A 26916-nucleotide genomic window follows, 5' to 3' on the forward strand; every position below is an offset into this window, starting at 1 on the left:
CGGTCGACCAGCCGCCGCAGGCGGCGTCTCGAGACCCACCAGCGTCAGCAGATCTTCCGTCGGGCCTCGTCAGCCCAGCAGCCCCCGCACTCCCGCCTCGACGTCAGCGCCGAGCCGTCCGGCCCGCCGGGCGAGCCGCACCGCCACCGACCGGTGCGGGTGCAGCAGCCGCCGCGCCGCCGTGCAGGGGAGGGCGAACGCGCCCGTCACCCCCGCGTCGATCCCCTCGAGCCCGCCGTCGTCGCGGCCGTGCACGAGCTCGCGGCCCTCCCGCGCCAGCGGATCCGGCAGCATCGTCTCGCCGAGCGGCAGCCGCAGCACCGCGAGCACTGCCGCGGCCGCGATGCGCCCCGCGAGGGGCCGCCCGATCGCACCGGCGGCGAGCTCGCCGAAGAAGTCCGCCTGCCGCTCCAGGATCGCGATCGCCGCCTCTGCCACCCGCTCCATCTCGGGGTGCAGCGACAGCCGCGCCAACCGCCGGTAGGCGTGGATCGCGATGTGCGCGTCGACGGCCAGTGCGAGCGCCAGAGGCCCCGCGACCAGCCCCGCGGCCCGGTCGCGCAGCGCGCGGGGGACGGCGGCCTGCTCGGGTGGCCTGGTGTCGACGCCGCGGATCTGCGGCGACGCCGCGAGCACCTCGCCCAGCGCGTCGGCGATGCGGTGGCGGTCGGCCGCCCAGGCGGGCGCGAACGCCCGCACTCGGGGGTCGGGGTGCACGCGCACGATCGGCAGCACTCGCGCGATCACCGCGTGCTCGACGGCGCGTAGGTAGGCGGTCGCGACGATCGCCTCGCGATCGAGCGGAGTGTCCTCGAACTCCCGGAGCGAGAAGCGGTCGCGGAGGCTCCCGTGCGCACTCCGCGTGTAGCTCTCGACGTCGAACGGTTCCGCGATGCCCATGCTGTCCGCCCTTCGGTTCGACCGTACCGCTCCTCTCGCGCTCCTGCGCAGCGAGAGCCCGAACTCGCGCCCCTGCCACACTGGGAGCCGAGCGCCGCCCGGCGCGACGAGGGGGGCGGCATGACCCATCGGGGCTCGGCGATCGGCGCGGTGGTCTTCGCCGCCGTCTGCTTCGGCACCACAGGCACGGCGCAGTCCCTCGGCGCCGCGGCGGTCGATCCGCTGCTCCTGGGCGCTGCCCGCATCGTGCTCGGAGGCGCGCTCCTCGCCGCGCTGCTCGGCCTCGAGGCGGGCCGCGGCACACGGCGCACCCCGCAGCGCGCGCGGCGCTCGACGGTCCTCCTCGTCCTCCTCGGCGCGGTCGGCGTCGTCGCCTACCAGCCCGCCTTCTTCACCGGCACCGCCGAGAACGGAGTCGCGGTCGGCACGATCGTCGCGCTCGGCTCCGCCCCCGCCTTCACCGGCCTGCTCGAGTGGCTGGTGCTGCGCACCGCGCCGAGCCTGCGCTGGTTCACCTCCACGGCCCTCGCCGCCGTGGGTGTCGTGCTGCTCGCCGGCCTCGTGACGGGCGGCGCGAGCGGAGGCGTGTCTCTCCTCGGTCTCGCGGCCTCTGCCGGCGCGGGCGCCTCCTACGCCCTCTACGCCGTCTGCGGAAAGCTGCTGCTCGAGCGCGGTCTCACCCCGGCCGCCGCGATGGGCGCGCAGTTCGGAGTCGCGGCGGTGCTCGCCCTGCCGCTCCTCCTCGCGAGCGCTCCGCAGCAGCTCGTCGGCGCCCTGCCGGCCGTCCTCTGGCTCGGAGTGGTCACGGTGGCACTCGCCTACACCTTCTTCGCCCGCGGCCTCCGTCTCCTCCCCGCAGCGACCGTCTCGACCCTCACGCTCGTCGAGCCCGCCACCGCGACCCTCCTGGGCGTCGCCGTGCTCGGCGAGCGGCTGACCCCGGAGGCGGTCGCCGGCGTCGCCGTGCTCGTCGCCGCAGTCCTCCTCCTCGCCCTCCCCGCGAGGCGCACCGATCGGCAGGCGGCGTCGAGCCTCGCGGAGTAGCCTCGCTCGTGCCGCGGCGCCCTGGCGCCTCACCGATCGACGACGAGGGGCGGAGCGCATGACCAACCCCTGGCTCGCTCTGCCCGGGAGCGGTCGTCGCCGCCCGCTCGTCGAGGCCTCGTGGGAGCGCGCGAGGGGCCATCGCCTCGATCCGGAGCGCCTCACCGCTCCGCTCACCTTCTCAAGCGCCGACCTGCGCGACTACCGGATGGGGCACCCGCTCGCCTCCGTCCTCCCGGTGATCCGGCGACTCCTCGTGCGGGACGCCGACGAGGACAGCGGGGTGCTCGTCGCGGTCGGCGACGCCCTGGGCCGCCTGCTCTGGATCGACGGCGACCAGCGCCTGAAGGGCCTCGCCGAGGGCATGTCGTTCGTCGAGGGCGCGGCGTGGGCCGAGCCCGATGTCGGCACGTCGGCCCCGGGCACCGCGCTGGTGCTCGATCACGGCGTGCAGATCCACGGGGCCGAGCACTTCGCCTCGCTGGTGCATCCCTGGAGCTGCACCGCCGTGCCCATCCACGACCCCGAGACGCACGAGATCCTCGGAGTCATCGACATCACGGGGGGAGCGGAGGTCGTCGCCCCGCAGACCCTGCCCCTGATGGAGGCAACCGCGGCGGCCGTCGAGAGCGAGCTCCTCATCCAGAGGCTCCGCCGGCCGCGGCATCCGCGGCGCGCGAGACCGGCGGCCGCCCGGGCACCGAGCCTGCGCGTCCTCGGGCGCGAGACCGGCCTCGTCACCGCCGACGGAGTCGCGCTCGAGCTGAGCGCGCGCCACGCCGAGATCCTCACCCTGCTCGCCTGGCATCGCGCGGGACTCTCGGCCGAGCAGCTCGCGCTGCACGTGCACGGTCGCGAGGAGGCCGTGGTCACGGTCCGCGCCGAGATGGTGCGCCTGCGCAAGATCCTCGAGACCTCGCTGCCGCGCCTCGTGCCGCTCTCGCGCCCGTACCGGCTCGGCAGCCCGGTCGACCTCGATGCGAGGCAGGTGCTCGGGCTCCTCGACCGCGGGTCACACCGCCTCGCGCTCGACGCCTACGCGGGTCCACCGCTGCCCGGATCGGAGGCGCCCGGCATCCGCGCGATCGCCGACGACCTCCGAGCGAGGGTCCGCGAGAGCGTGCTGACGAGCGCCGCCGTCGAGACTCTGCTCGCCTACGCCAACGGCCCCGACGGCTCGGACGACACCGAGGTCTGGACCGAGCTGCTGCGCCTCCTCCCGCGCCGCTCGCCGCGCAGGGCCGGCGTGGTCGCCCATCTCGAGGCCCTCGAGCGCGACTGAGGGCCGTGCAACGTCGTGCAACCCCCCGCGACGTAGCGTCGGACCGGGCGCTCACCCCGCGCCCGCCCGACAACGATGTCGATGGAGGTCCCCATGACGCTGTACGCCGATCCGGTAGCCGAGCAGGCACCGAAGGAGCCGGAATCCACGGTCTACGCCAACCCGGGCACGGAAGGATCCGTCGCCTCGTTCCGCTCGCGCTACGACCACTTCATCGGAGGCGAGTACGTCGCCCCCGCGAAGGGCCAGTACTTCGAGAACATCACTCCGATCACGGGCAAGCCGTTCTGCGAGATCGCCCGCGGCACCGCGGCCGACGTCGACCGGGCGGTCGAGGCGGGCTGGAAGGCGTTCGCGAGCTGGGGCAAGACCAGCCCGACCGAGCGCTCGAACATGTTGCTGAAGATCGCCGACCGGATGGAGGCGAACCTCGAGCTCCTCGCGGTCGCCGAGACCTGGGAGAACGGCAAGCCGGTGCGCGAGACCCTCGCCGCCGACATCCCGCTTGCGATCGATCACTTCCGCTACTTCGCCGGAGCCATCCGCGCGCAGGAGGGCGGCGTCTCCGAGATCGACCACGACACCATCGCCTACCACTTCCACGAGCCGCTCGGAGTGGTCGGGCAGATCATCCCCTGGAACTTCCCGATCCTGATGGCGGTGTGGAAGCTCGCTCCGGCGCTCGCCGCGGGCAATTGCGTGGTGCTGAAGCCGGCCGAGCAGACTCCCGCGTCGATCCACGTGCTGCTCGACCTGATCTCTGACCTGATCCCCGCCGGCGTGCTCAACGTGGTCAACGGGTTCGGCATCGAGGCCGGCGCGCCCCTCGCCTCGCACCCGCGCATCCGCAAGATCGCCTTCACCGGAGAGACGACCACCGGTCGCCTGATCATGCAGTACGCGAGCGAGAACCTCATCCCGGTCACGCTCGAGCTCGGCGGCAAGAGCCCGAACGTCTTCTTCGCCGACGTGGCCGCCGAACGCGACTCGTTCTACGACAAGGCGCTCGAGGGCTTCTCGTTCTTCGCCCTCAACCAGGGCGAGGTCTGCACCTGCCCGTCGCGCGCGCTGGTGCAGAAGTCGATCTACGACGACTTCGTCGGCGACGGGATCGAGAGGGTCCGCCGCATCAAGCAGGGCAACCCGCTCGACCTCTCCACGATGATCGGCGCCCAGGCGTCCAACGACCAGCTCGAGAAGATCCTGTCGTACATGGACATCGGCAAGCAGGAGGGCGCGAAGCTGCTCATCGGCGGCGACCGCGCCGACCTCGGCGGTGAGCTCAGCGGCGGCTACTACGTCAACCCGACGGTCTTCGAGGGGCGCAACTCGATGCGCATCTTCCAGGAGGAGATCTTCGGACCTGTCCTCGCCCTGACCTCGTTCGACGACTTCGACGACGCCATCGGCATCGCGAACGACACGCTCTACGGCCTCGGCGCCGGAGTCTGGAGCCGCAACGGCGCCCAGCTCTACCGCGCCGGCCGCGCCATCGAAGCGGGCCGTGTCTGGTCGAACACCTACCACCAGTACCCCGCGCACGCGGCGTTCGGCGGCTACAAGCAGTCGGGCATCGGACGCGAGAACCACAAGGTGATGCTCGACCACTACCAGCAGACGAAGAACCTCCTGGTGTCCTACGCGGAAGGGCCGATGGGCTTCTTCTGAGTTGTTGTGCGAGGGCTCCTCGTTCCTCGTCGCCCTCGCCGCGGTCGGCTTTCCGAGGGGGTTGCGGTGGGAGGAGCGGGGAGCGTTCGCGCCGAGATCGATTCGCTGGGACGCGAATCAATCGTTCGGTGCTTGTCTGCACCGGCTCCTCGTTCCTCGTCGCCGGTGCCGCAGTCGGCACTCCGAGGTGGTTGCGGTGGGACGAGCGGGGAGCGTCCGCGCCTAGGGCGATTCGCTGGCACGCGAATCGGCCGTTCGGCGCTTCCCCTTGCGCGGCGCTTCCACGACCTGCCGAGCCGATTCGTCACGAGCGGCTCCCACGCAACAGCCGACACGACCACCCGTGACGAGTCGCACCACCGAAGAAGGGACACTCCATGACGAGCACGCGTGTCGATGTGACACCGGAGGCGGCGGACATGCTCCGCGCGATGACCGAGCTGCACGGGCCCCTGATGTTCCACCAGTCGGGAGGCTGCTGCGACGGCAGCTCACCGATGTGCTTCCCGGTCGGGATGTTCCGCACCGGCGCCTCCGACGTGCTGCTGGAGACCCTGCGCATCGACGGTCTCGAGCCGATCGAGTTCTTCATGTCGCGCTCCCAGTTCGAGTACTGGAAGCACACCCACCTCACCGTCGACCTCGTCACCGGGCGAGGGAGCGGTTTCAGCGTCGAGGCACCCGAGGGCAAGCGCTTCATGATCCGCAGCCGCCTCCTGACCGATGCGGAGCTGGTCGAGTACGGCCTGCTGCCCGAGGCCGCCGTGCAGCTCTGATCCGCCGGGTCAGACGCTCGGCTGCGGCGGAGCGGTCGCGGCGCTCCCCGTGCTGAGCTGCAGCCTCACCTCGGACCCGCGTACGACGGAGGTGCCCGCCGCCGGATCCGTGGAGGCGACCTGACCGGTCGGCACGGTCGAATCGACCTGGGTCGCTGCGCCGACCATCAGCCCGGCCGCCGTGAGCGCGCTCGTCGCGGCGTCGATGCTGCGCCCGGCGACGTCGGGCACGGTGACCATCGGCGCCGTGACGTACTGGGCGTCCGGAGGAGTGAAGTCCGACCCTCCGTACTCGCGGTCGAACGCGGCCATCACCGGGTTCCAGATGCGGTGCCGCGCCAGGATCGCCGGACCGCTGTCGAGGTCGATCGAGTCGAGCGCCATCCGCCTGCCCGAGGCGTCGAGTGCCGAGATGCTGCCCACCCACACCGCGAGCGCCACCTCGGAGGAGGCGCCGAGCGTCCAGCCGTCGGCCGCGCCGTCGGTCGTTCCCGTCTTCGTGATGTGCTCGATGCCGTCGCCGGGGCTCGCGGCCCGACCGGTGCCCTGCGAGGTGACCTCGAGCAGTGCGTACTGCGTCGCTCGGGCGACCGCCTTGCTGGTCGACTGCGTGCAGGTCGACTCGGGTGCGGCGATGTCCTGGCCCTCCGGGCCGACGATCGAGTCGATCGCCACGGCCGAGCAGGTGAGACCGTCGTCGGCGATGCCCGCGTAGGCGATCGCCATCGTCAGCGGAGCGATCTCGTTCGTGCCCAGCACGGTCGCAGGAGTCTTGAGGAGGTCCGTGCCGTCGGCTCGATGCACCAGGAAGGATTCGGCCGTGTCGCGGATCTCGCAGAGATCGAGCAGGTGCGCCATCCCGATGAACCCGGTGTTGATCGAGTCGATCGTCGATTCGAGGGCGTTGAGCGAATCGGGGAAGATCTGCCCGCCGTTGTTCTGCGGGTTGAACGAGGCGTAGTTCTGCGTTCCGTCGCAGCTGTCCGCGAAGCCCGTCCAGTTCTTGTTCTTCGCATCGAACTGCTCCAGGAGCGAGTGGCCGTCCTTCAGCCACTGCATCAGCGTGAACACCTTGTAGGTCGAGCCGGGCTGGAAGCCGTTGCCGCCGCCGTACGCGGCGTCCACGTTGAGGTTGATGGCGGAGTAGTCGGCCCCCTCCGCCGAGGCGATCTGCTCCGGGTCCTGGCTGTACTCCTTGTTCTGCACCATGCTCAGGATCCGTCCGGTGCCGGTCTCGACCCCGACCGCCGCCGCGCCGACGTCGAAGCGGGGGTCCGAGGCGGGAACCTGCTCGGTCATCACCTGCGCCGAGGTCTCCTGCATCCCGAGGTCGATCGTCGTGTAGACCTTGAGCCCGCCGCGCTTCAACGCCGCGTACCGCTCATCGTCGGTGGCACCCAGTGCCGGGTCGTTGCGCAGCACGTGCGAGACGTAGTCGCAGAAGTAGGCGGCGCTCCCCGCGGTCTGGCAGCCGGTGGAGGGCGGCGTGATGTCGGGTACGAGGGCCTCGGCGACGGCGGCGTCGTGCGCGGCGGCGTCGATCTTGCCGTACTCGAGCATCCGGTCGAGGATGTAGTCGCGGCGCGAGGTCGTCTGGGCGTACCCGTTCGCCTCTCCGTTGGCCGCGTCGTCGGGCCGGTCGAAGCGGAACTTCTCGGGGTTGTTGACGATGGCCAGCAGCGCCGCGGACTGCGCGATCGAGAGGTCCGCCGCCGAGGTGCCGAAGTAGTACTCCGCTGCCGCCTCGATGCCGTAGACCGTGCCTCCGAACAGCGCGATGTTGAGGTAGCCGAGCAGGATGTCGTCCTTCGAGTACTCCTTCTCGAGACCGATCGCCAGGCGCATCTCCTTCAGCTTGCGCTCGGGAGTGGTCGCCGTCGCCTCGGCGTAGGCCGCGTCGCGCTCGGTCTCGTCCGAGATCGACTCGGCCTTCTGCACGAGGACGTTCTTGACGTACTGCTGGGTGATCGACGAGCCGCCCTGGGTCTCGCTGTCGAGGAGGTAGGTGCTCGCGATCGCGCGCAGCGTCCCCTGCAGGTCGATGCCACCGTGGTCGTAGAACCGCGGATCCTCGCTCGCCACGAGCGCGTCCTTCACCGAGTCGGCGATCTGGTCGCCCGACACCTCGATGCGGTTCTGGTCGTAGAAGGAGGCGAGCAGCGTCGGGTCGTCGGGGTCGCCCGCGTAGACGTCGGTCTTCTGCATCAGCTCGCCGACCTCGAGGTAGCTCGGGAGCGATTCGAACACCGAGATCGTGCCCGAGGTGGCCGCCGTGGTGAGGGCGACGGCCGGAGCGACGACCACCGTGGCGAGCAGGCCGGCGATCACGCTGACGATCACGAATCCGAACAGCGCGCCGAGAGCTCCGTGGACGGTTCGACGGGGCTGGAAGACGGGGACGTTCGGTCGCTTCAGGATGGATCCTCTCGCTGCATCAGCACCTTAGGCGCGGCCTCCGACATGATCGATCAGGCGCGCCAGCCTCGACCGGGTCCGGTCGACGCGTGCACGACCGCAGGGCACTCCGGCCGCGTCAGTCGAGCAGTGTGCCGTTGACGTCGGCGATGTCGCCCGTGTTGACCGGCGCCTTCCCGGTGCTGACCTGGAGCGGCACGACGGCCCCGCGCAGCACGGTCTCGCCGGCACTCGGAGTCGTGGACGCGACGGAGCCCTGGGAGACGCTCGCGGAGTCGACGGGCTCGGTGATGCCGATCGTGAAGCCCGCCGCGGTGAGGGTCGCCGTCGCCTCGGCGACCGTCGAGCCGGTGACGTCGGGGACCTCTGTCGTGGTCGAGCTCCGCGCGGAGGAGGCGAGCATCGAGGTCGGCGGATCGATGAAGTCGTCTCCGCCGTACTTCTGGTCGAGCGCGGTCATGATCGGCTTGAAGATCGCGTGCCGGGTCTGGGCGGCCTGGGTCGGGATCCCCTCCGTGCCGGTGAGCCTGATGTTGCGGAGGTTGATCTTGGTGCCGTCGTCGAACCCGTTGATGCTGCCCACCCAGACGGCCAGGGCGGCCGACTTGCTGGCCCCCGCGGTCCACACGTCGGCGGCGTCGTCCGTGGTGCCGGTCTTGCCGATGTGCTCGATGCCGTCCCTCGGGTCGGAGGCGTAGCCGGTGCCCGAGGTCATCACGCGCTGCATCGCGTACTGCATGCCGTGTGCGACCTCGGCGGTGACCGAGGGCGTGCAGGTCGAGGCGGGCGCGGCGACGGGCGCTCCGGAGGCGTCGGTGATCCGGTCGATCACGATGGCCGAGCAGGTGGTGCCGTCGTTGGCGATGCCCGCGTAGGCCGTCGCGATGGTCAGCGGCGCGATCTCGTTCGTGCCGAGGACCGAGGCGGGGCCGCTCTGGAGCTCTCTGCCGTCGGCCCGGTGCACGCCGAAGGACTCGGCGGTGGTGCGCACGTCGCAGACGTCGAGCTCGTGCGCCATCCCCATGAACCCGGTGTTGATCGAGTTCGTGGTGGCCTGGAGCGCCGTCATCGAGCCCGCGTCCTCGGAGGAGTCGTCGTTCTTCGGAGCGAAGCGGGCGCCGTCGTAGTACCCGTCTCCGTCGAGGTTGCACTTCTGCGGGTACGTGCTGAAGCCCGAGGTCGGCGAGGCGAACGACTCGTTGATCGTGTGCCCCGACATCAGCCAGCGTGCGAGGGTGAACACCTTGTAGGTGGAGCCGGTCTGGACACCGGACCCGCCGCCCATGGCGAGGTCGACGTTGAGGTTGATGGCGGTGTAGCCGGGGTTCGCGGCGAGGAACTCCTCGTCCTGGCTGTAGTTCGTGTTCTGCACCATCGACAGCACCCGCCCGGTGCCGGGCTGCACGGTGGCGGCGGTCGCTCCGAGATCGAAGCGCGGGTCGGTGGCGGGGATGTAGGAGCTCAGGGCGACCTGCGAGGAGCTCTGGATGTCGAGGTCGAGCGTCGTCACGACGTCGAACCCGCCCTGGCGGATGCGCTGGTAGCGCTCGTCGTCGGTCGCACCGAAGACCTCGTCGTTGCGCAGCACGTTGAGCACGTAGTCGCAGAAGTAGGCGGCGTTGCCGGCCGTCGCGCAACCCGTCGAGGGCTGGGTGATGTTCGGGGTGATCGGCTCGGCGACCGCGGCGTCGTACTGCTCCTGGCTGATCTTCGCGTACTTCAGCTCCTCCGCGAGGATGTAGTCGCGGCGCTCCTTCGTCTCGGCGTAGCCGTTGGCGGCACCGTTCGCCTCGTCGGCGGGGTCGTCGAAGCGGAACTTCTCGGGGTTGTTCACGATCGCGATCAGCGACGCCGCCTGCGAGGTCGACAGCTGGCTCGCGGGAATGCCGTAGTAGTAGTTGGCGGCCGCCTCGATGCCGTAGACCGTGCCTCCGAAGAGGGCGATGTTGAGATACCCGAGGAGGATGTCGTCCTTCGACGACTCCTTCTCGAGGCCGATCGCGAGGCGCATCTCCTTCAGCTTGCGCTCGGGAGTGGGGTCGATCGCCTCCTTGTAGGCCGCGTCGCGCTCGGCCTCGTCGGTGATCGACTCGGCCTTCTGCACGAGCACGTTCTTGACGTACTGCTGGGTGATCGAGGAGCCACCGCCCGAGTCGTTGCCGAGGAGGTAGGTCTGCGAGACGGCGCGCAGCGTGCCCTGGAGGTCGATGCCGCCGTGCTCGTAGAAGCGCGGGTCCTCGCCCGCGACGGCCGCGTCCTTCGCGGTCTGCGCGACGTCGTCCCAGCCGACCTCGACCCGGTTCTGGTCGTAGACCGAGGCGAGCAGGGTGGTGCCGTCGCCGGCGTAGATGTTGGTGCGCTGCATCAGCTGGCCGACGTCGAGGTAGCCCGGGAGGTTCTGGAACAGGCCGATCGTGTTGCTCGTCGCGAGCCCGGTCAACGCGAGCGCCGGGGTCACCCCGACGGTGATGAGGACGCCGGCGACGACGCTCATCCCGATGAATCCCACGATCGCCCGCAGCGACATCCCGAGCGGCTTGGCGGAGCGTCGGGATGCGGTGGGGAGAGCCATGGAGCGGTCGTCCTTTCGGCACGGCGGAGCCGTGGCAGTGCAGAAGGGGAGAGGGGCGAGAGCCTCGCGTCGAACATGCGTCCCCCGAGGTGAATCGTACGTGACGCATCCGACAGGGGCGCGTCCCTCCGCAGAACGACATGCGCGGTGGCGAGGATGCACAGGTCGTCTCTCAGCCTTCGCGGCGGCAGTCGCTCGAGGGGACCCCCGCGGGGCTGTGCGAAGGCCGTAACAGGCGCCCGTCGGGCGCGATGCCTCCGTATCGTTGACCCTGCGTCCCTCGCGCAGGACGCAGCGGCGACGCACCCGCACCATGCGCCGGTCCCGGGGCCCCGGGACGGTCGGATCCGGCAGAAAGCACACCACCATGGCACGCATCTACGACGACGTGACGCAGCTCGTCGGCAACACCCCTCTCGTCCGCATCAACCGCCTCGAGGGCTCCGGCAGCGCGACCGTGCTCGCCAAGCTCGAGTTCTACAACCCCGCGAACAGCGTGAAGGACCGCATCGGCGTCGCCATCGTCGACGCGGCGGAGGCCTCGGGAGAGCTGCCTCCCGGCGGGACCATCGTGGAGGGCACCAGCGGCAACACGGGCATCGCCCTCGCTCTCGTCGGCGCGGCCCGCGGCTACAAGGTCGTGCTGACCATGCCCGAGACGATGTCGGTCGAGCGCCGCGTGCTGCTGCGCGCCTACGGAGCCGAGATCGTGCTGACCCCCGGCGGCGAGGGCATGCGCGGCGCGGTCGAGAAGGCGCAGGCGATCGTCGCCGAGACCCCCGGTGCGATCCTCGCCCGCCAGTTCGAGAACGCCGCGAACCCCGAGGTGCACCGCCGCACCACCGCCGAGGAGATCTGGAACGACACCGACGGCGAGGTCGACGTCTTCGTCGCCGGCATCGGCACGGGCGGCACCATCACCGGAGTCGGCCAGGTGCTCAAGGAGCGCAAGCCCGGCGTGCAGATCATCGGCGTCGAGCCGATCGATTCGCCGCTGCTCACCCAGGGCACCGCCGGTCCGCACAAGATCCAGGGCATCGGTGCGAACTTCGTGCCCGCGATCCTCGACCGCGAGGTCTACGACGAGATCATCGACGTGACCCTCGCCGACTCCGTGCGCGTGGCGCGCGACCTGGCCGCGCAGGAGGGCATCCTGGGAGGCATCTCCTCCGGTTCGATCATGTGGGCCGCCCTCGAGGTCGCCAAGCGCCCCGAGAACGCCGGCAAGACGATCGTCGCGATCGTCTGCGACTTCGGCGAGCGCTACATCTCGACCGTCCTCTACGAGGACCTCCGCAGCTGAGCGGGACGCCAGGTTCCGGTCGAGCAGGCACGATCTCGGCCGGAACCCAGCAGCCCGGCGCGCTCCGACGTCTGATCGAGGACGTCCGGACGGCGCGCGAGCGCGACCCCGCGGCCCGCAGCGCCGTCGAGGTCGTCCTCGCCTACCCCGGACTCCACGCCGTGTGGGTCCACCGCGTCGCCCACTCCTGGTGGCGGCGCGGCCTCCGCCTCCCCGCGCGTCTGCTCGCGCAGGCGGCGCGTGCCGTCACCGGAGTCGAGATCCACCCGGGCGCGGTCATCGGCCGTCGCCTCTTCATCGACCACGGGATGGGAGTCGTGATCGGCGAGACGGCTCGCATCGGCGACGACTGCATGCTGTACCACGGGGTCACGCTGGGCGGGAAGTCGGCTCGGCGCGAGCGCCGCCACCCGAGCATCGGCGACCGGGTGGTGCTCGGTGCCGGCTCCGTCGTGCTCGGCCCGATCACCCTGGGCTCCGATGTCAGCGTCGGCGCCAACGCGGTCGTGGTGAAGGACGCCCCGGACGGTGCCGTGCTGGTGGGCATCCCCGCGCGCGACCTTCGGGCGATGGGCCGCGCCGACGACGCCCCCGCCGACTCCGGCTTCTTCGTCGATCCCGCGATCTACATCTAGCCGCGCGCCGGGCGGGAGGCGCCTGCGCGGCTCGGCCCGTCACTCCGCCCCCCTCGACACCCTTCGGCTCGTGACACCACCTTCGGCTCGCGAGTACCGCGTATTCCTGCGAGCCGAACGCGATCTCGCGAGCCGGAGGTCCACCCGGAGTCGGTGGCCCGGGTCTAGGAGCCGTGCGCGATCCTCCGCGGAGCGCCCTTGATCGTCGCGAACGCGTCGAGCGCGTGCGCCCGGGTCTCCTTCAGGTCGAGGATCGGCGCGGGGTAGTCCTCGCCGTCCTGGGTGAGGGTGTCGCCGAGCGTCCACGGCTCGTGCACCGCCGAGCCGCCCACCGACGCGAGCTCGGGCACGTTCTCGCGGATGTAGTCGCCGTCGGGGTCGAACTTCTTCGACTGCGTCACCGGGTTGAAGACGCGGAAGTAGGGCGACGCGTCGGCACCCGAGCCCGCGACCCACTGCCAGTTGGCCGCGTTGCTCGCCGGGTCGGCGTCGACGAGCGTGTCCCAGAACCAGCTCTCGCCCACCCGCCAGTCGACGAGCATGTTCTTGATCAGGAACGAGGCGGTGACCATCCGGACCCGGTTGTGCATGTACCCCGTGTTCCATAGCTCGCGCATCCCGGCGTCGACGAGCGGGTAGCCCGTGCGCCCCTGGTGCCACGCCTGGATCTCGTCGTCGTGCGGCTCGCCCCAGGGGAAGGAGTCGAAGCGCGTGTCGAAGTTCGCGGTCGCGAGATCGGGCCAGTGGAAGAGCAGGTGGTAGCAGAACTCTCGCCAGAGCACCTCCGACGCGAAGCGCTCGCCGCCCTGCCCGCGGTGCGTGCCGTCGCGGTGCGCCTCCTCGACCGCGTGCCATACCTGGAACGGGCTGATCTCGCCCCAGCGCAGGTGCGCCGAGAGGTTCGAGGTCGCATCCTGCGCCGGCTTGTCGCGCCCGTCGGCGTACTCGTCGAGCTGCTCGGCGATGAAGGCCCGGAGGCGCTTCGCCGCGGCCTTCTCGCCCGGCTCCCAGCGCTGCCGCAGGCCCTCGGCCCAGTCGGGGCGGGTCGGCAGCAGCTCCCAGTCGTCGAGGGTGTCGGAGGCGATCCGCCCACGGAAGCCGTCGATCGAGCGCGGTCGGGCGAGCGGGGCGCGAGGGGTGTCGCGGTTGCGGCAGGCCCGGGCGAAGGGGGTGTAGACGGAGTAGGGACCGCCGCCGCCGGTCTGCACCGTCCACGGTTCGAACAGCAGCGAACCCTGGTGGCTCTCGGCCTCGATGCCGCGCGAGCGCAGGCTCTCCTTGACCGCCGTGTCGACGGCGCGCTCGGCTCCTCCGTAGCGGCGGTTCCAGTGCACCGCGCCCGCGCCGACCTCCTCGGCGAGCTGCAGGACCACGGCCTCCGCCGGGCCGCGCCGCAGCACGAGCGACGCGCCGTGCTCGTCGAGGTCGGACGCCAGCGAGACGAGGCTCCCGTGCAGCCACCAGCGCGCGGCGCCGCCGAGCGGACGGATCCCCGACGACTCGTCGTCGAGCACGTAGAGGACGACGACCGGGGCGTCGCGATCGACCGCTGCGCGCAGGGCGGGGTTGTCCGCGAGACGCAGGTCGTCGCGGAGCCAGACGAGGGTCGGAGAGGAGGAGCTCATGATCTGACCATGATCGGCGAGGTCGTCGCCCGGAGCGAAGACCTGGCCGCGCACGCCGGTGCGTGCTAACGGCCCCGTGTGTCAGCGGAGTGTCGTCAGCGCAGGCGCGTCACGCGGAGTCGACGCTTTCGCGCAGCTTGTCGCACAGCGCGATCAGCTGCGCCAGCTCGTCGTCGTCGAGGGCGGATCCCACCTGGTCCGAGATGGTCTCCATATGGGTCATGGCGACGCGGCGGAACAGGTCGTAGCCCTGGTCCGTGATCGCGATGACCGTTCCGCGGGCGTCGGTCGGATCCTCGCTCTTGGTCACGAGGCCGCGGCTGACGAGCCGGTCGATGAGGCGGCTGACGCTGGGCTGCGTGAGCAGCACGTGACGATTGAGATCGCGCAGACGCGCTCGGCGCTCCGGCTGGCGAGTCAGGTTGAAGAGGACGTCGTACTCGTTGAGCGAGATCTCCTTCGACGGGAACTCCGTGCTCAGTGTCCGCATCACGTGGACCTGGGCTCGGAAGAGCGACTCCCATGCCGCCACAGCGCGTCTCGATGCCACGCGGCCTCCTCTGTCGTTCTCAGGATACGGCGTGTCCACGCTCAGGAGGCACGCCGTGCTGACCCGTCCGGAACAGTCGCGGAGCCCGGACCGGGATCGCCATCGCGTCGGTCCGGGAACGACAGAAGGCCGGCCGCTGAGGCGAGCGGCCGGCCTTCATTCCCTTGCACCAAGAGTGTCCTGCAATCACATTCGCGCTTCGCCGCCACAGCAAACGACTAACGCTCTTGAACTATATTACGGATCGATAACGCCGCAAGACCTGATTTGCTGAGACCTCGCTGGGTGCCTCCGGAGCCCACCTCTAGGGTCGAGGGATGACTCGCACCGACCGCCTCTACGCCCTCGTGGAGGAGCTGCGCGCCGTCGCACCGCGGCCGAGGAGCGCCCGCTGGCTGGCGGGGAGATTCGAGGTCAGCGCCCGCACGATCGAGCGAGACCTCTCGGCCCTGCAGCAGAGCGGAGTCCCGATCTGGGCGGAGCCCGGGCGCAACGGGGGCTACTGCCTCGATCCGGCGCACACCCTGGCGCCCCTGAACATGACGGTCGACGAGGCTCTCGCGGTGATGATCGGTCTGGGCGCGCTCACGACCAGCCCGTTCCGTGACGCGGCGGCGTCGGCGCTCCGCAAGGTCGTGGCCGTCGCTGACGACAGCAGTCTCGCGGAGTCTGCGGCCCTGGCCGCCCGCATCCACCTGCTCGGCGTGCACCGACCCGGCGGGAATCCGCCCGCGCTGGCCGATGCGTTGACGAGCGGACGCGTCCTGCGGATCGACTACACCGACAGCCACGGCGTCTCCACACAGCGGGACGTCGAACCCCTGGGCTTCGTCGGCAAGGGCAGTGACTGGTATCTGATCGCCTGGTGCCGCCTGCGCGACGGTCTCCGGGCGTTCCGCGGCGACCGCATCACCGCGGCCGAGCCGCAGGCCGAGCGACCGCCGCGCCGTCCCCTCCGCGGGGAGGACCTCGGCATCATCGACGGGGAGCTGCGCAGGGTCGGTGCGGGCGGGAAGTCTCCGTGAACACCGACAGGACGGTGTCGCCGACGTGGCCCAGGGTGGAGTCGTCGGGCCGGGTGGCCCGACGGGAAGGACACCGTGGACCTCGTCTCGATCCGCATCATCACGCACGACGTCGATCGCCTCGCCCGCTTCTACGAGGTGGTGACGGGAGTGGTCGCCACCCGGCCCGCTCCGGTCTTCGCCGAGCTGAGGACGCCCAGCGGGCTCCTCGCGATCGCGAGCACGGCCACCGTCGCGATGCTCGGCGAGCGCGCGCCGACGCCCGGCCGCAACGACTCGGCGATCATCGAGTTCCTCGTCGCCGATGTCGACGCGGAGTTCGCTCGACTCCGCGACGTGCTCGAGGACGTCGTGCTCGAGCCCACCACGATGCCGTGGGGCAACCGCTCGACCCTCTTCCGCGACCCCGACGGCACCCTCGTGAACCTCTTCTCCCGCCCGTCGCCCTGACGCCGACACCGGCGGTCGAGGAACCACGGATCGTCGAGACCGCCCGTCAGCTCGGGCTCCCTCGACCTCTCACCCTCGGCGTCCCGGGGCGGCCGGAGTACCGGACTGCTGCACTGTCGATCACGCCTCCTGACGGTGCCGGCGCAGCCGCACGGCCCCCTCGGCGAGTGCGACGACCGGCCGCCATGCTCGAGGCGTCCGGTTGAGAACGCGTGCCAGCGTTCTCAACGAGCCGGACGCAGCACGCTCTGCGGGACGCAACCACCCTGGGAGCCGACCGCGGCGGAGCGAGCGCTGCGCGCTCGCGCAGCGATCCGACTCAGAACAGGTCGGGCGAGGGCGTCGAGGCGTAGCGGATGGCGACGTCGGCGTGGCGGTCGAAGCGGTAGCCGACGCCGCGGACCGTGCGGACGATGTCCTCGTAGCGGCCGAGCTTGGCGCGGAGGCGGCGGACGTGCACGTCGATGGTGCGCTCGTTGGGGGCGTCGTCGTCGGCGGCACCCCAGAGGGAGGCGATCAGCTCGGCGCGCTCGATGGTGCGGCCCTCGCGCAGCACGAGGTACTGCAGCAGCTCGAACTCCTTGTAGGTGAGAGCGGTGGTCTCGTCGTCGAGGATGACGCGCTTGCGGGAGATGTCGATGACGACTCCTCCGGGGGCGCGGTCGAGGTCGGGCTCGGCGTCGGCGCGGCGGCGGGCGACGGCCGCCGGGTCCTGCAGGGCGAGGCGCACGACGTCGACGTCGCGTCCGCCGGCGCCCTGCGGGGCGAGGGCGACGGAGGCGTAGGTCTCGGCGTCCGGGGCGAGGAGTGCGGTGACGCGCTTGAGTTCCTCGACGAGGCGGCCGAGGTCGACTCCGGCCGCACGGGCCTTCGCCTCGTCGATGCCGACGTAGAGGGCGAAGCCGCGGGCCTCGGTGCCCTGGGGCACGGCGCGCAGGCGCGGGGCAGTGGGGGTGCTCTCGGTGACGGCCTGGAGGCGGGGGGTCTCGGTGCTGGCGGCGGTACGGGCGTGGAGGAGGGTCATGACGAATCCTTGGGGGTGTTCGGATCCGGGACGAGTGTATGAGGAGCGGATCCGGGTGTGCGCTGCGGCGCCGTCCGCGTGACGCGGCCGGCAGAGACGGATGCGGGCATCCGGGGGACCCACCGCGCCTGCGACGCCCGTCCGATCGAGGTGATCGGCCCGATCAGGAGGATCGGGGGGCGGAGGCTGTGCGGGGATCCGGCGAGGTCAGTGCCTCACGCACACATTCGACAACACATGACGAGGCCCCCGGCCATCATCATGCCGGCATTCCCGGAGGCCTCGAAGGAGGTCAGGGCGTGCGCGTTGTCAGTCATGTTCAGAAGTAAAGCGGACGATGACGCCGTGCGTCAACAGATCTCCGCGGGTCGCGCGGAATGCGTGGGCGCCCGCCCCTGGGACGGGGGCGCCCACGACCGGTCAGCCCGCCAGGCCGTACAGGCGGTCGCCCGCGTCGCCGAGCCCGGGCACGATGTAGCCCAGCTCGTTGAGGCGCTCGTCGAGCGAGCCGAGGACGATCGTCACGTCGCGGTCGCCGAACGCCTTCTCGACGGCGGCGAGCCCCTCGGGGGCGGCCAGCAGGCACACGGCCGTGACGTCGACGGCACCGCGGTCGAACAGGAACTGGATCGCCGCGATGAGCGAGCCTCCGGTGGCCAGCATCGGATCGAGCACGAAGCACTGCCGGTTGGAGAGGTCCTCGGGGAGGCGCTCGGCGTAGGTGGTGGGCTCGAGGGTCTCCTCGTTGCGCGCCATGCCGAGGAACCCGACCTCGGCGGTGGGGATGAGCTTCACCATGCCCTCGAGCATCCCGAGGCCCGCGCGGAGGATCGGGACCACCAGCGGCTGCGGGTCGCTGAGCGCGAGGCCCGTGGTCGTCGTGACCGGCGTCTCGATGGTGACCGAGCGGGTGCGGACGCCGCGGGTCGCCTCGTAGGCGAGGAGCGTCATCAGCTCCTCGGCCAGCTGCCGGAAGGTGGGGGAGGGGGTGCGCTTGTCGCGCAGCACGGTGAGCTTGTGCGTGATCAGCGGGTGGTCGGCTACGTGGACGCGCATAAGCTCAATCTACTTGGCGGCCGTGGGCCGCCGGAGCCGGGAGGAGTGGCGTGATGCGCGAGAGCGACCTGCGCCCGCCCCCCGGCTCGGACGGCTGGATGGCGCTGGCGCTCGGCGAGGCGAGGCGGGCCTCCGGCTGGGGTGACGTGCCGGTCGGCGCGGTGGTCGTCGACGCCGACGGTGCCGTCATCGGCCGCGGGCGCAACGAGAAGGAGCTGCGCACGGATCCGACCGCGCACGCCGAGGTCGTCGCCCTGCGCGAGGCCGCGAAGGCCCGCCGGGACTGGCAGTTGACCGGCTGCACCCTCGTGGTCACCCTCGAGCCGTGCGCGATGTGCGCCGGCGCGATCCTCGCCTCCCGGATCGAGCGCGTGGTCTTCGGCGCCTGGGACGAGAAGGCGGGCGCGGCGGGATCGCTGCACGACCTCCTCCGCGACCGCCGGCACAACCACGTGGTCGAGGTCTACCCGGGAGTGCGCGCCGACGAGAGCACGCGGCTGCTCGTCGACTTCTTCGCCGCCCGGCGCTGAGCCCGAGTCAGGCCCCCAGCCACTCGGTCAACGCGAGCTCGGTCGCTGTGAGCATGCGGGCGAAGCGTCCGGCGTCGACGTCGGCCTCGAGAGTGCCTGAGCAGTAGCCCGCCTCAGCGGCGTACGCCGCGTCGCCCTCGAGCCACCGCCCGGCCATCTCGCCCGTGAGCTCGGGGTGGAACTGCACGCCGAGCAGCCAGTCGCCGATGCCGAAGGCCTCGACGGGGTACTCCTCCGAGGTGGCCAGCACTGTCGCGCTCGGCGGCAGGTCGAAGGTGTCGCCGTGCCACTGCATCACCGGCACGCCCGCGAAGTGGCGCAGCGGCGACCGCAGCCCCGCCTCCGTGGGCTCGATCGTCCGGAAGCCGACTTCACGCGTCGGGCCCGCGTAGACGCGCTCGCCGAGCGCCGCCGCGATCAGCTGTGCGCCGAAGCAGACGCCGAGCGTGGGACGGCGGGAGTGCAGTCGATCCTGCAGCAGCGCGATCTCGGGGGTGATGAAGGGGTGGTGGACGGTCTCGTAGACGCCGGCGCTCGATCCGAGCGTGACGACCAGATCGGGATCGACGATGTCGACGGAGCCGAGATCGGTGCCGGCCACCGCCTCCACCTCGAAGCCCAGACCGCGCAGGATCGGGTCGAGGACGCCGAGGCCGGCGCCCCGCTCGTTGACGATCGCCAGTGCGTGCCGCACGTCACACCGCCGTATCGGGGTCGGCGCGGTCGACGTCGGGCTCGAGGTAGATGACGCGAGCGGCAGGAACGGCGTCGCGGATCCGCTGCTCGGTCGCATCGATGCCCGCGGCCAGCTCCGCGACGGTCTCGGCCGCCGGGAAGGCGAGCTTCGCGGCGACGAGGATCTCGTCCGGACCGAGGTAGAGGGTCCTCATGTGGATGATGCGGTCGACGTCGTCGCCCGACTCGATCGCCGAGCGGATCGCCGCCGTGTCGGCCGGGGTCGCGCCCTCGCCGACGAGGAGGCTCTTGGTCTCGACGCCGAGGACGATCGCGACGATGATCAGCAGCGTGCCGATCATGATCGTGCCGATCGCGTCGAAGACCGAGTTCCCGGTGATCACCGAGAGCACGACTCCGAGGAACGCGAAGGTCAGACCGGTCAGTGCCGCGACGTCCTCGAGCAGCACGACCGGCAGCTCCGGCGCCTTCGCCCGGCGGATGAACTGCAGCCACGACTGCGCGCCGCGCGCGGGGTTCGACTCCTTCACCGCGGTGCGCAGCGAGTAGCTCTCGAGCCCGATCGACACCAGGAGCACGACGATCGGCAGCCAGACGTTCTCGAGCTCGTGCGGGTGCGTGATCTTGTCGATGCCCTCGTAGAGCGAGAAGACGCCTCCGACCGAGAACAGGATGATCGCGACGACGAAGGCGTAGACGTACCGCTCGCGGCCGTAGCCGAAGGGGTGCTCGTCGTCGGCGGCCTTGCGCGACTTGCGGCCGCCGAGCAGGAGGAGCAGCTGGTTGCCCGAGTCCGCGAGCGAGTGCACGCCCTCGGCGAGCATCGAGGCCGACCCCGAGAAGAACCAGGCGACGAACTTCGTCAGAGCGATGCCGAGATTCGCGGACAGCGCCGCGACGATGGCCCTGCTTCCTCCGGATGCGCTCACGTGGTCTCCTCGAGGATCCGAATGCGGGTGGGGCGGTCGGGCCATCCTAGGGAGTCCGCGCCCCGGCGGTGGAGCCGCTGTCCGCCCTTCGTAGGATGTGCGGATGACCGATGCTCCCGTGCAGCTCCCGTCCATCGCCGTCCTGGGCCTCGGCTCGATGGGCGGAGCGATCCTCTCGGGGCTCCTCGCTCCGGGCGTGCAGGTCGAGGGCGGGGTCCGCGTGACCAACCGCGACGCCGCGAAGGCGGCGCTCTGGCACGACCACCCGGTCGTCACCGCGTTCGCGACCAGCGATGATCCGGAGGCGAACCGCCGGGCCGTCGAGGGCGCCTCCGTCGTACTCGTGGCCGTCAAGCCGCACATGGTGCCGGCGCTGCTCGACGAGATCGCCGAGGCGCTCGCTCCGGGCGCGGTCGTGGTGAGCGTCGCTGCGGGAGTCACGGTCGAGACGTTCGAGCGCCACCTGCCCGAGTCGGTCGCCGTGCTGCGCTCGATGCCCAACACCCCCGCCGTCGTGGGGCGCGCCGTCACCGGGCTCAGCGCGGGTACGCGGTCGAGCGCCGAGGACCTCGCGCTGGTGCGCCGTCTGTTCGAGACGGTGGGCGAGGTGGTCGAGGTGCCGGAGTCGCAGCTCGACGCGCTCTCGACGATCTCCGGTTCCGGCCCGGCCTACGTCTTCCTGCTGATCGAGCAGCTGACGGCGGCGGCGATCGCGAAGGGCTTCACGCCCGAGCAGGCGGCGACCATGGTGAACGGCACGTTCCTCGGGGCGGCCGAGCTCCTCGTCGACTCCGGAGAGGACCCGGCCGAGCTGCGCCGCCGGGTGACGAGCCCGAACGGCACCACCGAGCGGGCGATCGCGGTGCTGCAGGAGGCGGACCTCGCCGCGCTCTTCGCCCGCGCGACCGACGCGGCCCTGGCCCGCGCCCGCGAGCTCGCCGCCTCCTGACGCCCGTGCTCAGGAGCCGAGGGCCGCGAAGCGCTCGATGTCGCTGGGGGTGCCGCTGACCACGATCAGGTCGTGGTTCGAGACGACGGTCTGCTCGGTGGCGTAGGTGAACGGCTTGCCGGGGCTCTTCACTCCGACGACCGTCACCCGGTGCTTGCGGCGCACCCCCGACTCGGTGAGGGTGAGGCCGCGGATGGGCTTCGGCGGGTACATCTTGGCCAGCACGAAGTCGTCGTCGAACTCGATGAAGTCGAGCATGCGGCCCGAGACGAGGTGCGCGACGCGCTCGCCGGCCTCGGCCTCGGGGTAGATGACGTGGTTGGCGCCGATCCGCTCGAGGATCTTGCCGTGCGAGCGCGAGATCGCCTTGGCCCAGATCTGCGGGATCTTGAGGTCGACCAGGTTCGCGGTGATCAGCACCGAGGCCTCGATCGAGGAGCCGACGGCGACGACGGCGACCTGGAAGTCCTGCGCGCCGATCTGCGCGAGGGCGTCGAGCGAGCGAGCGTCGGCCTGCACCGCGTGGGTCACCCGCTCCGACCACTTCTGCACGAGGCCCGCGTCGGCGTCGACGGCGAGCACCTCGCGGTCGAGTCGGTCGAGCTGGCCGGCGGTGGCGGCGCCGAAGCGCCCCAGGCCGATCACCAGCACCGGGGCGTCGTACCTGATGCGGTCAACCAACGATGGGCCTCTCTTCGGGTCGTCTGAACAGCTGCCGGCGCTGGCTGGCGGCGAGCGCGGCGGCGAGTGTCACGGTACCAACGCGGCCCATGAACATCGTCAGCGCCAGCACGTAGACACCGGAGGGGGGCAGCTCGGCGGTGAGCCCTGTCGAGAGCCCGGAGGTGGCGAAGGCCGAGATCACGTCGAACAGCACGTAGTCGAGGGAGGCCTTCGTGATCTGCAGGATGATCACCGACGAGACCGCGACGGTCGTGGCTCCCCACAGCACGACCGAGACGCCCAGGCGCAGCACGTCGTTGGGGATCCGCCGGCCGAACGCCTCCATGTCGTTCACACCGCGGGCCTCGGCGAACGCGGCGAGGAACAGGATCGCCAGCGTCGTGACCTTGATGCCGCCCGCGGTCGAGGCCGAGCCTCCGCCGATGAACATCAGCATGTCGGTGACGAGCAGGCTCGAGCCGTTGAGATCGGGGATCGTGATCGTCGAGAAGCCGCCGGAGCGCGTCATCGTCGACAGGAAGAACGACTGGAACACCGTGTCGCCCGCATCGAGCACCCCGAAGGTCTTCGGATTGTCGAACTCGAGCACGATGTAGAGCACCGCCCCGGCGACCAGCAGGATCACCGAGGTGAGCAGCGTCAGCTTGACGTGCACCGACCACTTGCTCGGGCGGCGCCAGCCCCGCGAGAGGGCGTAGATCACCGGGAACCCGATCGAGCCGAGGAACACGCCGATCATCAGGATGCTGAGGAACCAGTAGTCGTCCTCGAACGGGGTGAGGCCCGCGGCGTTCGGCGCGAACCCGGTGTTCGTGAACGCCATCGCCGAGTAGTAGAAGGAGTGCCAGACCGCCTCGCCGATCGGGATGCCGTCGATCAGCATCCGCGGGAACAGCAGCAGAGCGACGACGACCTCGATCGCGGCGGCGCTGACGGCCACCGTGGTCAGCAGCCCGCCGATCTCGCCGAGCCGGACCGCCTGGCCCTCGGCGACGGGGCCGGAGTGGATCCGCAGGGGGTTCGAGTCGCTCGCGACCATCAGCTTCGCGCGGAGGCCGAGTCGGCGTGAGACGGCCAGCCCCATGATCGACGCGAGGGTCAGCACGCCGAGCGCGCCGATGTTCACGCCGACGAAGATGATCGAGTGGCCGAACGCCGACCAGTACGTGGCCATGTCGACGGTCGCGAGGCCGGTGACGCAGATGACCGACATCGCGGTGAAGAATGCGTCGTGCAGCGGAGTGACGGTGCCGGTCGTGCTCGAGATCGGCAGAGAGAAGAGGAGCGTGAAGACGAGGATCAGCGCCGAGAAGATCAGGATCGCGAAGCGCGAGGGCGAGCGGCCGGCGAAGTCGTCGATCAGATCGCGGGCCCGCTCGAAACCGGACCAGGGCGAGATCGGCGAGACGCCGACGGGGCTGCGGAACTGCTGCCGAACCACCACGGCGATCCTCCACTCGATCGCGGCCATGCTACCCGGCCCGCGTCGCGGACCCGGCATGCACGGCACGGCATACGCGCAGGCGCCACCCTGGTCGGCCGGGAGCCGCGCTGACTACCCTGGGCGACATGGCTGACATCTTCGCGGTGATCGCGGACGGCACGCGCCGCGACATCCTCTCGATCCTGCTCGAGCAGCGGGCCGAGGGGACGACCGTCGCGGGGGGCATGAGCGTCTCGCGGATCGTCGCGCGGCTCGAGCTGAGCCAGCCGACGGTGTCGAAGCACCTCAAGGTCCTGCGCGAGGCGGGGCTGGTCACCGTCCGCGAGAGCGGGCAGCACCGCTACTACGCGCTGCAGTACACGCCGCTCGAGGAGCTGGAGGACTGGCTCCTCCCGTTCCTGGCCGCCGACGACCTCGACGAGGAGCCCGGCGTGCTCGACGCACCGACCGCGGCGCGCGCCGAGTCGCTCGGGCGGGCGCTCGCCGACCGGACGCACCAGGTCAGCACGGTGGTGCAGGACATCCAGCGCGGAGTGAGCGAGGGCGCCACGAAGGTGGCCGAGGTGCTGCGCATCCGCAAGTGACCGGCCGTCCGCCCCGGTGCTCCGTGTCGTGTAAGCTCGCGGGAGCCAGTTTTTCGTAAGCGGCCGTCCGTCGGGCGGTCGACCCCCTGAACGTTGTGAGGTCTTCGTGGGTTCTGTCATCAAGAAGCGTCGCAAGCGTATGGCGAAGAAGAAGCACCGCAAGCTGCTTCGCAAGACTCGTCACCAGCGTCGCAACAAGAAGTAGGCTCGCGCCTCTTCCCACTCGAGCGTCCGCCCCTCACGGGGTAGGGCGCTCGTCTGCGTTACAGCACTCCTCTGCGTCACAGCACTCCTCGGCGTCACGGGGCCTGCCGGTCGCTACGCGCCTCCGCTCGGTGCGTCCCGGCCTCCCTCTACACTGACCGGATGGCGGACGTGCAGCTGACTCTCGTGGGGAAGCCCGGCTGCCATCTCTGCGACGACGCCCGCGCGGTGATCCAGGGGGTCCTCTCCGACCTCGGTGACGACGCCACGGCGCCGGTCGTCATGCTGTCGGAGCTGTCGATCCTCGACGACGCGGAGCTCCACGAGCAGTACGTCGAGGAGATCCCCGTCCTCCTGATCGACGGGCGCGTCCACACCTACTGGCGCGTCGACCCCGTGCGCCTCCGCCGAGCCCTCCTGGAGCACGCATGACCATCCGCCACGTCGTCGCCTGGAAGCTGAACGCCGACGATCCTGCGCAGCGCTCGGAGCACACGGAGCAGATCTCGGACGCCCTGCGGAGCCTGCTGCCGATCATCCCCGAGATCGAGTCGATGACGATCGGCAGGAACGCGATGTTCCCGAAGGACAACTTCGACATGGTGCTCGTCGCCGACTACGCCGACGCCGACGCGCTGAACGCCTACGTCGAGCACCCCGATCACCGACGAGTGGCCGGGTTCATCCGACCCCTGGTGCGCGAGCGGGCCTGCGTCGACTTCGAGGTCTGAGCTCATGGCATGGCCTGCGGCCGTCGCGTCGTTCTGGTGAGGGCTGCAGCTGTCGCGTCGTTCTGGTGAGGGCCTGCGGGCGTCGCGTCGTTTTGGTGAGGGCCTGCGGGCGTCGCGTCGTCGCTGACGGTGCGGGTGCGGAGCGGCCGTGATCGGAACGTTGTAGAGCGCCCTCGCATGGGGGACCGGAATTCCTTCAACCCGTGGTTGAAGCCGCATAGTCTCTTCACGGGGAGGGCCGCTCCCCGTTTCCGGGGTGCACGCCGCCCCGGCGGGGGAGGAACATCCATGTCACGTCAGCGTCGCCGCAGCGCGGCCTCAGGGTTCGCCGCCGTCGCGGTGCTCGTCGCGACTCTCGCGCTGCCCACCGCCGCGCACGCGACAGAGACCGTGCCGACCGACCCTGCGACCTCGGTCGTGACCGAGCCCGAACTGCCCTCGATCCCGGAGGTGCCGGCCGAGCCGGAGATCCCGACGATCCCCGAGGTGCCGACGGAGCCGACCACCGACCCCGAGCCGGAGGTGCCGGGCGTGCCCGAGGTGCCGGTTCCCGAACCGGAGCCGGAGGTGCCCGGTGTCCCCGAGGTGCCGACCGAGCCCGAGCAGCCGAGTGAGCCCTCGCAGCCGAACGAGCCGTCCCAGCCGCAGCAGCCGACTCAGCCGCAGCAGCCCAGCCAGCCGCAGCAGCCCGCTCAGCCGGCGCAGCCCGCTCAGCCGGCGCCCGGATCGTCCTCCGGCGGCAGCTCCGGCGGCAGCGGCGGCGGCTCGAGCGGTGGCGGTTCGAACGGCGGCACCGCGACGACGGAGGCGGGCTCGGCCGCGCCGCGCTCGTCGGCACCCGGACGCACGCTCCTCTCGACCTCGGCCGCCGATCCGGCTGCCGCTCCCGCTCCCGCCTCCGAGGGCCAGCCCGCCACCGAGGCGAGCACCCCCGCCGTCTCCGTCTACCTGACCCGCGACGCGGGAGTCGACCCGGGCGCGCTCACCGTCGACCTCGCCCGGTTCTACGGAGTGGGCGTCGCCTACGCCGGCTTCCAGCGCGAGGAGGTCGCCACGGCCGTGCTCCGCGCGCCGGCGGGCACCGAGACCGCGCTCAGCGTCGCCGACCGGCAGGACGGCGCGGCCTTCAGCACCGGCTCGGCCACCGTGCCCGCCGTGGCGCTCACGTCGATCGGCAGCTACACCGTGACCACGACCGGCGACCGCGGGTCCCGCGCCGAGACGACCTTCGCGCTGATCGCCTCCTCCGGACCCGGCGTCCTCGTCGAGCCCCGCGAGGCGGGCGGCGAGCAGGCGGAGGCGCCCCGCGGCGCGGTCTGGGGCTTCGGCCCGGTCGAGAGCGTCGCCGTCGCGGCGTACACCACGGCGGGCAAGCGCGCCGATCTCGCGGCCGGCGACCTGGCGGTGCGCGTCGATGCGCTCGGCTGGTCCGATCTCGCGCTCGGCGACTCCGTCGTGGAGGACCCGACGGCCGCGCTCTACTGCATCGTCGCCGTGGGCTCGATCTCTGGCCGCACCGCCGCGGTGACCGTGGCCTACCCCGAGGGCGATTCGGCCGCCGAGGTCCCCGAGGCGTCGCAGGTCTGCGGCATCGCCATCACCGCCGCGAAGACCGGGCTCGGCTCGACGGCCGCCGGCAGCACCGAGGGGACCGGCGGTCTCTCGGCGGGAGTCGGCCTCACCATCGGCGCGGGCGTGCTGGTCGCCGCACTCGTCGCAGGCCTCGTCACCGCCGTGGTGCTCCGCCGCCGCCGTGAGAACGACGACCTCCTCATCGGCGGCCCCCTGCCCCACCCCACCGAGGAGTAGGGCACGCCGCTCGATCGAGCGGGAGCACGCG

General features: G+C 71.2%; 26 protein-coding genes. 15 read left to right on the forward strand and 11 right to left on the reverse strand.

Features of this window, described 5'->3' with window-relative positions; genetic code table 11:
- Positions 1-69: 69 nt before the first annotated feature.
- Positions 70-900 (reverse strand): hypothetical protein, encoded by an 831-nt coding sequence (locus ASG06_RS09415; protein ID WP_056041399.1) that lies wholly within the window; start codon positions 898-900, stop codon positions 70-72.
- A 120-nt stretch (positions 901-1020) separates the two neighbouring features.
- Here ASG06_RS09415 and ASG06_RS09420 point away from each other — a divergent pair, with 120 nt between their 5' ends.
- The 4 genes from ASG06_RS09420 to ASG06_RS09435 all read left to right on the forward strand — a co-directional run bounded on the left by ASG06_RS09420 (position 1021) and on the right by ASG06_RS09435 (position 5670).
- The gene (locus ASG06_RS09420; RefSeq protein ID WP_056041401.1) at positions 1021-1944 is read left to right on the forward strand and encodes a DMT family transporter; all 924 of its coding nucleotides are present in this window, start codon (positions 1021-1023) and stop codon (positions 1942-1944) included.
- A 58-nt stretch (positions 1945-2002) separates the two neighbouring features.
- The gene (locus ASG06_RS09425) at positions 2003-3226 is read left to right on the forward strand and encodes a helix-turn-helix domain-containing protein (protein ID WP_056041402.1); all 1224 of its coding nucleotides are present in this window, start codon (positions 2003-2005) and stop codon (positions 3224-3226) included.
- A 93-nt stretch (positions 3227-3319) separates the two neighbouring features.
- Positions 3320-4894: an acetaldehyde dehydrogenase ExaC gene (gene exaC, locus ASG06_RS09430; protein ID WP_056042500.1), complete on the forward strand. Its 1575-nt coding sequence runs from the start codon at positions 3320-3322 to the stop codon at positions 4892-4894.
- A 377-nt stretch (positions 4895-5271) separates the two neighbouring features.
- Positions 5272-5670 carry a DUF779 domain-containing protein gene (locus ASG06_RS09435; RefSeq protein WP_056041405.1) on the forward strand — a complete coding sequence of 133 codons (399 nt, stop codon included), beginning with the start codon at positions 5272-5274 and terminating at the stop codon, positions 5668-5670.
- 9 nt (positions 5671-5679) lie between these two features.
- Here ASG06_RS09435 and ASG06_RS09440 read toward each other — a convergent pair whose 3' ends face one another.
- Positions 5680-8010, reverse strand: coding sequence for a penicillin-binding protein (locus ASG06_RS09440; protein ID WP_082499101.1), 2331 nt, complete (start codon positions 8008-8010; stop codon positions 5680-5682).
- A 193-nt stretch (positions 8011-8203) separates the two neighbouring features.
- The gene (locus tag ASG06_RS09445) at positions 8204-10657 is read right to left on the reverse strand and encodes a transglycosylase domain-containing protein (RefSeq protein WP_056041407.1); all 2454 of its coding nucleotides are present in this window, start codon (positions 10655-10657) and stop codon (positions 8204-8206) included.
- Positions 10658-11024: 367 nt separating this feature from the next.
- On the opposite strand from ASG06_RS09445, the gene cysK reads away from it, so the two are divergent.
- On the forward strand, positions 11025-11960 hold the full coding sequence (cysK, locus tag ASG06_RS09450; RefSeq protein ID WP_056041409.1) for a cysteine synthase A: 936 nt from the start codon (positions 11025-11027) through the stop codon (positions 11958-11960).
- Between the two features lie 32 nt (positions 11961-11992).
- Complete coding sequence (epsC, locus tag ASG06_RS09455; protein ID WP_056042502.1) at positions 11993-12595, forward strand: serine O-acetyltransferase EpsC; 603 nt, start codon at positions 11993-11995, stop codon at positions 12593-12595.
- 164 nt (positions 12596-12759) lie between these two features.
- Here the strand turns inward: epsC and ASG06_RS09460 are convergent, their stop codons facing one another.
- Both ASG06_RS09460 and ASG06_RS09465 read right to left on the reverse strand, forming a co-directional pair.
- Complete coding sequence (locus tag ASG06_RS09460; protein WP_056042504.1) at positions 12760-14220, reverse strand: cryptochrome/photolyase family protein; 1461 nt, start codon at positions 14218-14220, stop codon at positions 12760-12762.
- A gap of 109 nt (positions 14221-14329) precedes the next feature.
- On the reverse strand, positions 14330-14710 hold the full coding sequence (locus tag ASG06_RS09465; RefSeq protein WP_082499183.1) for a MarR family winged helix-turn-helix transcriptional regulator: 381 nt from the start codon (positions 14708-14710) through the stop codon (positions 14330-14332).
- Between the two features lie 377 nt (positions 14711-15087).
- Between ASG06_RS09465 and ASG06_RS09470 the strand changes: the two genes are divergently transcribed.
- Together ASG06_RS09470 and ASG06_RS09475 are read left to right on the forward strand one after the other, a co-directional pair.
- On the forward strand, positions 15088-15795 hold the full coding sequence (locus ASG06_RS09470; RefSeq protein WP_056041413.1) for a helix-turn-helix transcriptional regulator: 708 nt from the start codon (positions 15088-15090) through the stop codon (positions 15793-15795).
- A 75-nt stretch (positions 15796-15870) separates the two neighbouring features.
- Positions 15871-16245, forward strand: coding sequence for a VOC family protein (locus ASG06_RS09475; RefSeq protein WP_056041419.1), 375 nt, complete (start codon positions 15871-15873; stop codon positions 16243-16245).
- Positions 16246-16564: 319 nt separating this feature from the next.
- On the opposite strand, the gene ASG06_RS09480 is transcribed toward ASG06_RS09475, so the two are convergent.
- Positions 16565-17269 carry a winged helix-turn-helix domain-containing protein gene (locus ASG06_RS09480; RefSeq protein ID WP_156465944.1) on the reverse strand — a complete coding sequence of 235 codons (705 nt, stop codon included), beginning with the start codon at positions 17267-17269 and terminating at the stop codon, positions 16565-16567.
- 420 nt (positions 17270-17689) lie between these two features.
- On the reverse strand, positions 17690-18325 hold the full coding sequence (upp, locus tag ASG06_RS09485) for a uracil phosphoribosyltransferase (RefSeq protein WP_056041421.1): 636 nt from the start codon (positions 18323-18325) through the stop codon (positions 17690-17692).
- 53 nt (positions 18326-18378) lie between these two features.
- Between upp and tadA the strand changes: the two genes are divergently transcribed.
- Positions 18379-18855, forward strand: a complete 477-nt coding sequence (tadA, locus tag ASG06_RS09490; protein WP_056041423.1) for a tRNA adenosine(34) deaminase TadA — start codon at positions 18379-18381, stop codon at positions 18853-18855.
- Between the two features lie 7 nt (positions 18856-18862).
- Here tadA and ASG06_RS09495 read toward each other — a convergent pair whose 3' ends face one another.
- Together ASG06_RS09495 and ASG06_RS09500 are read right to left on the reverse strand one after the other, a co-directional pair.
- A complete protein-coding gene (locus ASG06_RS09495; protein ID WP_056041426.1) occupies positions 18863-19549 on the reverse strand; it encodes a glutamine amidotransferase-related protein in 687 nt (228 codons plus the stop codon).
- Between the two features lies 1 nt (position 19550).
- Positions 19551-20480 (reverse strand): cation diffusion facilitator family transporter, encoded by a 930-nt coding sequence (locus ASG06_RS09500; protein WP_056041428.1) that lies wholly within the window; start codon positions 20478-20480, stop codon positions 19551-19553.
- 103 nt (positions 20481-20583) lie between these two features.
- Here ASG06_RS09500 and proC point away from each other — a divergent pair, with 103 nt between their 5' ends.
- Entirely contained in the window at positions 20584-21429 is an 846-nt protein-coding gene (proC, locus tag ASG06_RS09505) for a pyrroline-5-carboxylate reductase (RefSeq protein ID WP_056041429.1), read from the forward strand.
- 9 nt (positions 21430-21438) lie between these two features.
- Here the strand turns inward: proC and ASG06_RS09510 are convergent, their stop codons facing one another.
- Positions 21439-22110, reverse strand: a complete 672-nt coding sequence (locus ASG06_RS09510) for a potassium channel family protein (RefSeq protein ID WP_055790397.1) — start codon at positions 22108-22110, stop codon at positions 21439-21441.
- Entirely contained in the window at positions 22103-23584 is a 1482-nt protein-coding gene (locus tag ASG06_RS09515; RefSeq protein WP_082499104.1) for a potassium transporter TrkG, read from the reverse strand. The genes ASG06_RS09510 and ASG06_RS09515 overlap by 8 nt, the downstream gene beginning before the upstream one ends.
- Positions 23585-23682: 98 nt before the next feature.
- On the opposite strand from ASG06_RS09515, the gene ASG06_RS09520 reads away from it, so the two are divergent.
- From ASG06_RS09520 to ASG06_RS09535, 5 genes are all read left to right on the forward strand, one after another.
- Entirely contained in the window at positions 23683-24141 is a 459-nt protein-coding gene (locus ASG06_RS09520) for an ArsR/SmtB family transcription factor (RefSeq protein WP_056041431.1), read from the forward strand.
- A gap of 106 nt (positions 24142-24247) precedes the next feature.
- Complete coding sequence (locus ASG06_RS19525) at positions 24248-24346, forward strand: 30S ribosomal protein bS22 (protein WP_003792170.1); 99 nt, start codon at positions 24248-24250, stop codon at positions 24344-24346.
- A gap of 161 nt (positions 24347-24507) precedes the next feature.
- Positions 24508-24777: a glutaredoxin family protein gene (locus ASG06_RS09525; RefSeq protein ID WP_056041433.1), complete on the forward strand. Its 270-nt coding sequence runs from the start codon at positions 24508-24510 to the stop codon at positions 24775-24777.
- Positions 24774-25076, forward strand: coding sequence for a Dabb family protein (locus tag ASG06_RS09530; protein WP_056041435.1), 303 nt, complete (start codon positions 24774-24776; stop codon positions 25074-25076). The genes ASG06_RS09525 and ASG06_RS09530 overlap by 4 nt, the downstream gene beginning before the upstream one ends.
- 288 nt (positions 25077-25364) lie before the next feature.
- Positions 25365-26885, forward strand: coding sequence for a hypothetical protein (locus ASG06_RS09535; RefSeq protein WP_056041437.1), 1521 nt, complete (start codon positions 25365-25367; stop codon positions 26883-26885).
- Positions 26886-26916 lie beyond the last annotated feature (31 nt).

The organism is Rathayibacter sp. Leaf185 (assembly GCF_001423885.1).
Taxonomy (GTDB): Bacteria; Actinomycetota; Actinomycetes; order Actinomycetales; family Microbacteriaceae; genus Rathayibacter.

Bases quoted from the DNA above. Each gene is read 5' to 3' on its own strand.
- ASG06_RS09415 (WP_056041399.1), bottom strand. From the start codon at position 900: ATGGGCATCGCGGAACCGTTCGACGTCGAGAGCTACACGCGGAGTGCG.
- ASG06_RS09420 (WP_056041401.1), top strand. From the start codon at position 1,021: ATGACCCATCGGGGCTCGGCGATCGGCGCGGTGGTCTTCGCCGCCGTC.
- ASG06_RS09425 (WP_056041402.1), top strand. From the start codon at position 2,003: ATGACCAACCCCTGGCTCGCTCTGCCCGGGAGCGGTCGTCGCCGCCCG.
- exaC (WP_056042500.1), top strand. From the start codon at position 3,320: ATGACGCTGTACGCCGATCCGGTAGCCGAGCAGGCACCGAAGGAGCCG.
- ASG06_RS09435 (WP_056041405.1), top strand. From the start codon at position 5,272: ATGACGAGCACGCGTGTCGATGTGACACCGGAGGCGGCGGACATGCTC.
- ASG06_RS09445 (WP_056041407.1), bottom strand. From the start codon at position 10,657: ATGGCTCTCCCCACCGCATCCCGACGCTCCGCCAAGCCGCTCGGGATG.
- cysK (WP_056041409.1), top strand. From the start codon at position 11,025: ATGGCACGCATCTACGACGACGTGACGCAGCTCGTCGGCAACACCCCT.
- ASG06_RS09460 (WP_056042504.1), bottom strand. From the start codon at position 14,220: ATGAGCTCCTCCTCTCCGACCCTCGTCTGGCTCCGCGACGACCTGCGT.
- ASG06_RS09465 (WP_082499183.1), bottom strand. From the start codon at position 14,710: ATGCGGACACTGAGCACGGAGTTCCCGTCGAAGGAGATCTCGCTCAAC.
- ASG06_RS09470 (WP_056041413.1), top strand. From the start codon at position 15,088: ATGACTCGCACCGACCGCCTCTACGCCCTCGTGGAGGAGCTGCGCGCC.
- ASG06_RS09480 (WP_156465944.1), bottom strand. From the start codon at position 17,269: ATGACCCTCCTCCACGCCCGTACCGCCGCCAGCACCGAGACCCCCCGC.
- upp (WP_056041421.1), bottom strand. From the start codon at position 18,325: ATGCGCGTCCACGTAGCCGACCACCCGCTGATCACGCACAAGCTCACC.
- tadA (WP_056041423.1), top strand. From the start codon at position 18,379: ATGCGCGAGAGCGACCTGCGCCCGCCCCCCGGCTCGGACGGCTGGATG.
- proC (WP_056041429.1), top strand. From the start codon at position 20,584: ATGACCGATGCTCCCGTGCAGCTCCCGTCCATCGCCGTCCTGGGCCTC.
- ASG06_RS09515 (WP_082499104.1), bottom strand. From the start codon at position 23,584: ATGGCCGCGATCGAGTGGAGGATCGCCGTGGTGGTTCGGCAGCAGTTC.
- ASG06_RS09520 (WP_056041431.1), top strand. From the start codon at position 23,683: ATGGCTGACATCTTCGCGGTGATCGCGGACGGCACGCGCCGCGACATC.
- ASG06_RS09525 (WP_056041433.1), top strand. From the start codon at position 24,508: ATGGCGGACGTGCAGCTGACTCTCGTGGGGAAGCCCGGCTGCCATCTC.
- ASG06_RS09530 (WP_056041435.1), top strand. From the start codon at position 24,774: ATGACCATCCGCCACGTCGTCGCCTGGAAGCTGAACGCCGACGATCCT.
- ASG06_RS09535 (WP_056041437.1), top strand. From the start codon at position 25,365: ATGTCACGTCAGCGTCGCCGCAGCGCGGCCTCAGGGTTCGCCGCCGTC.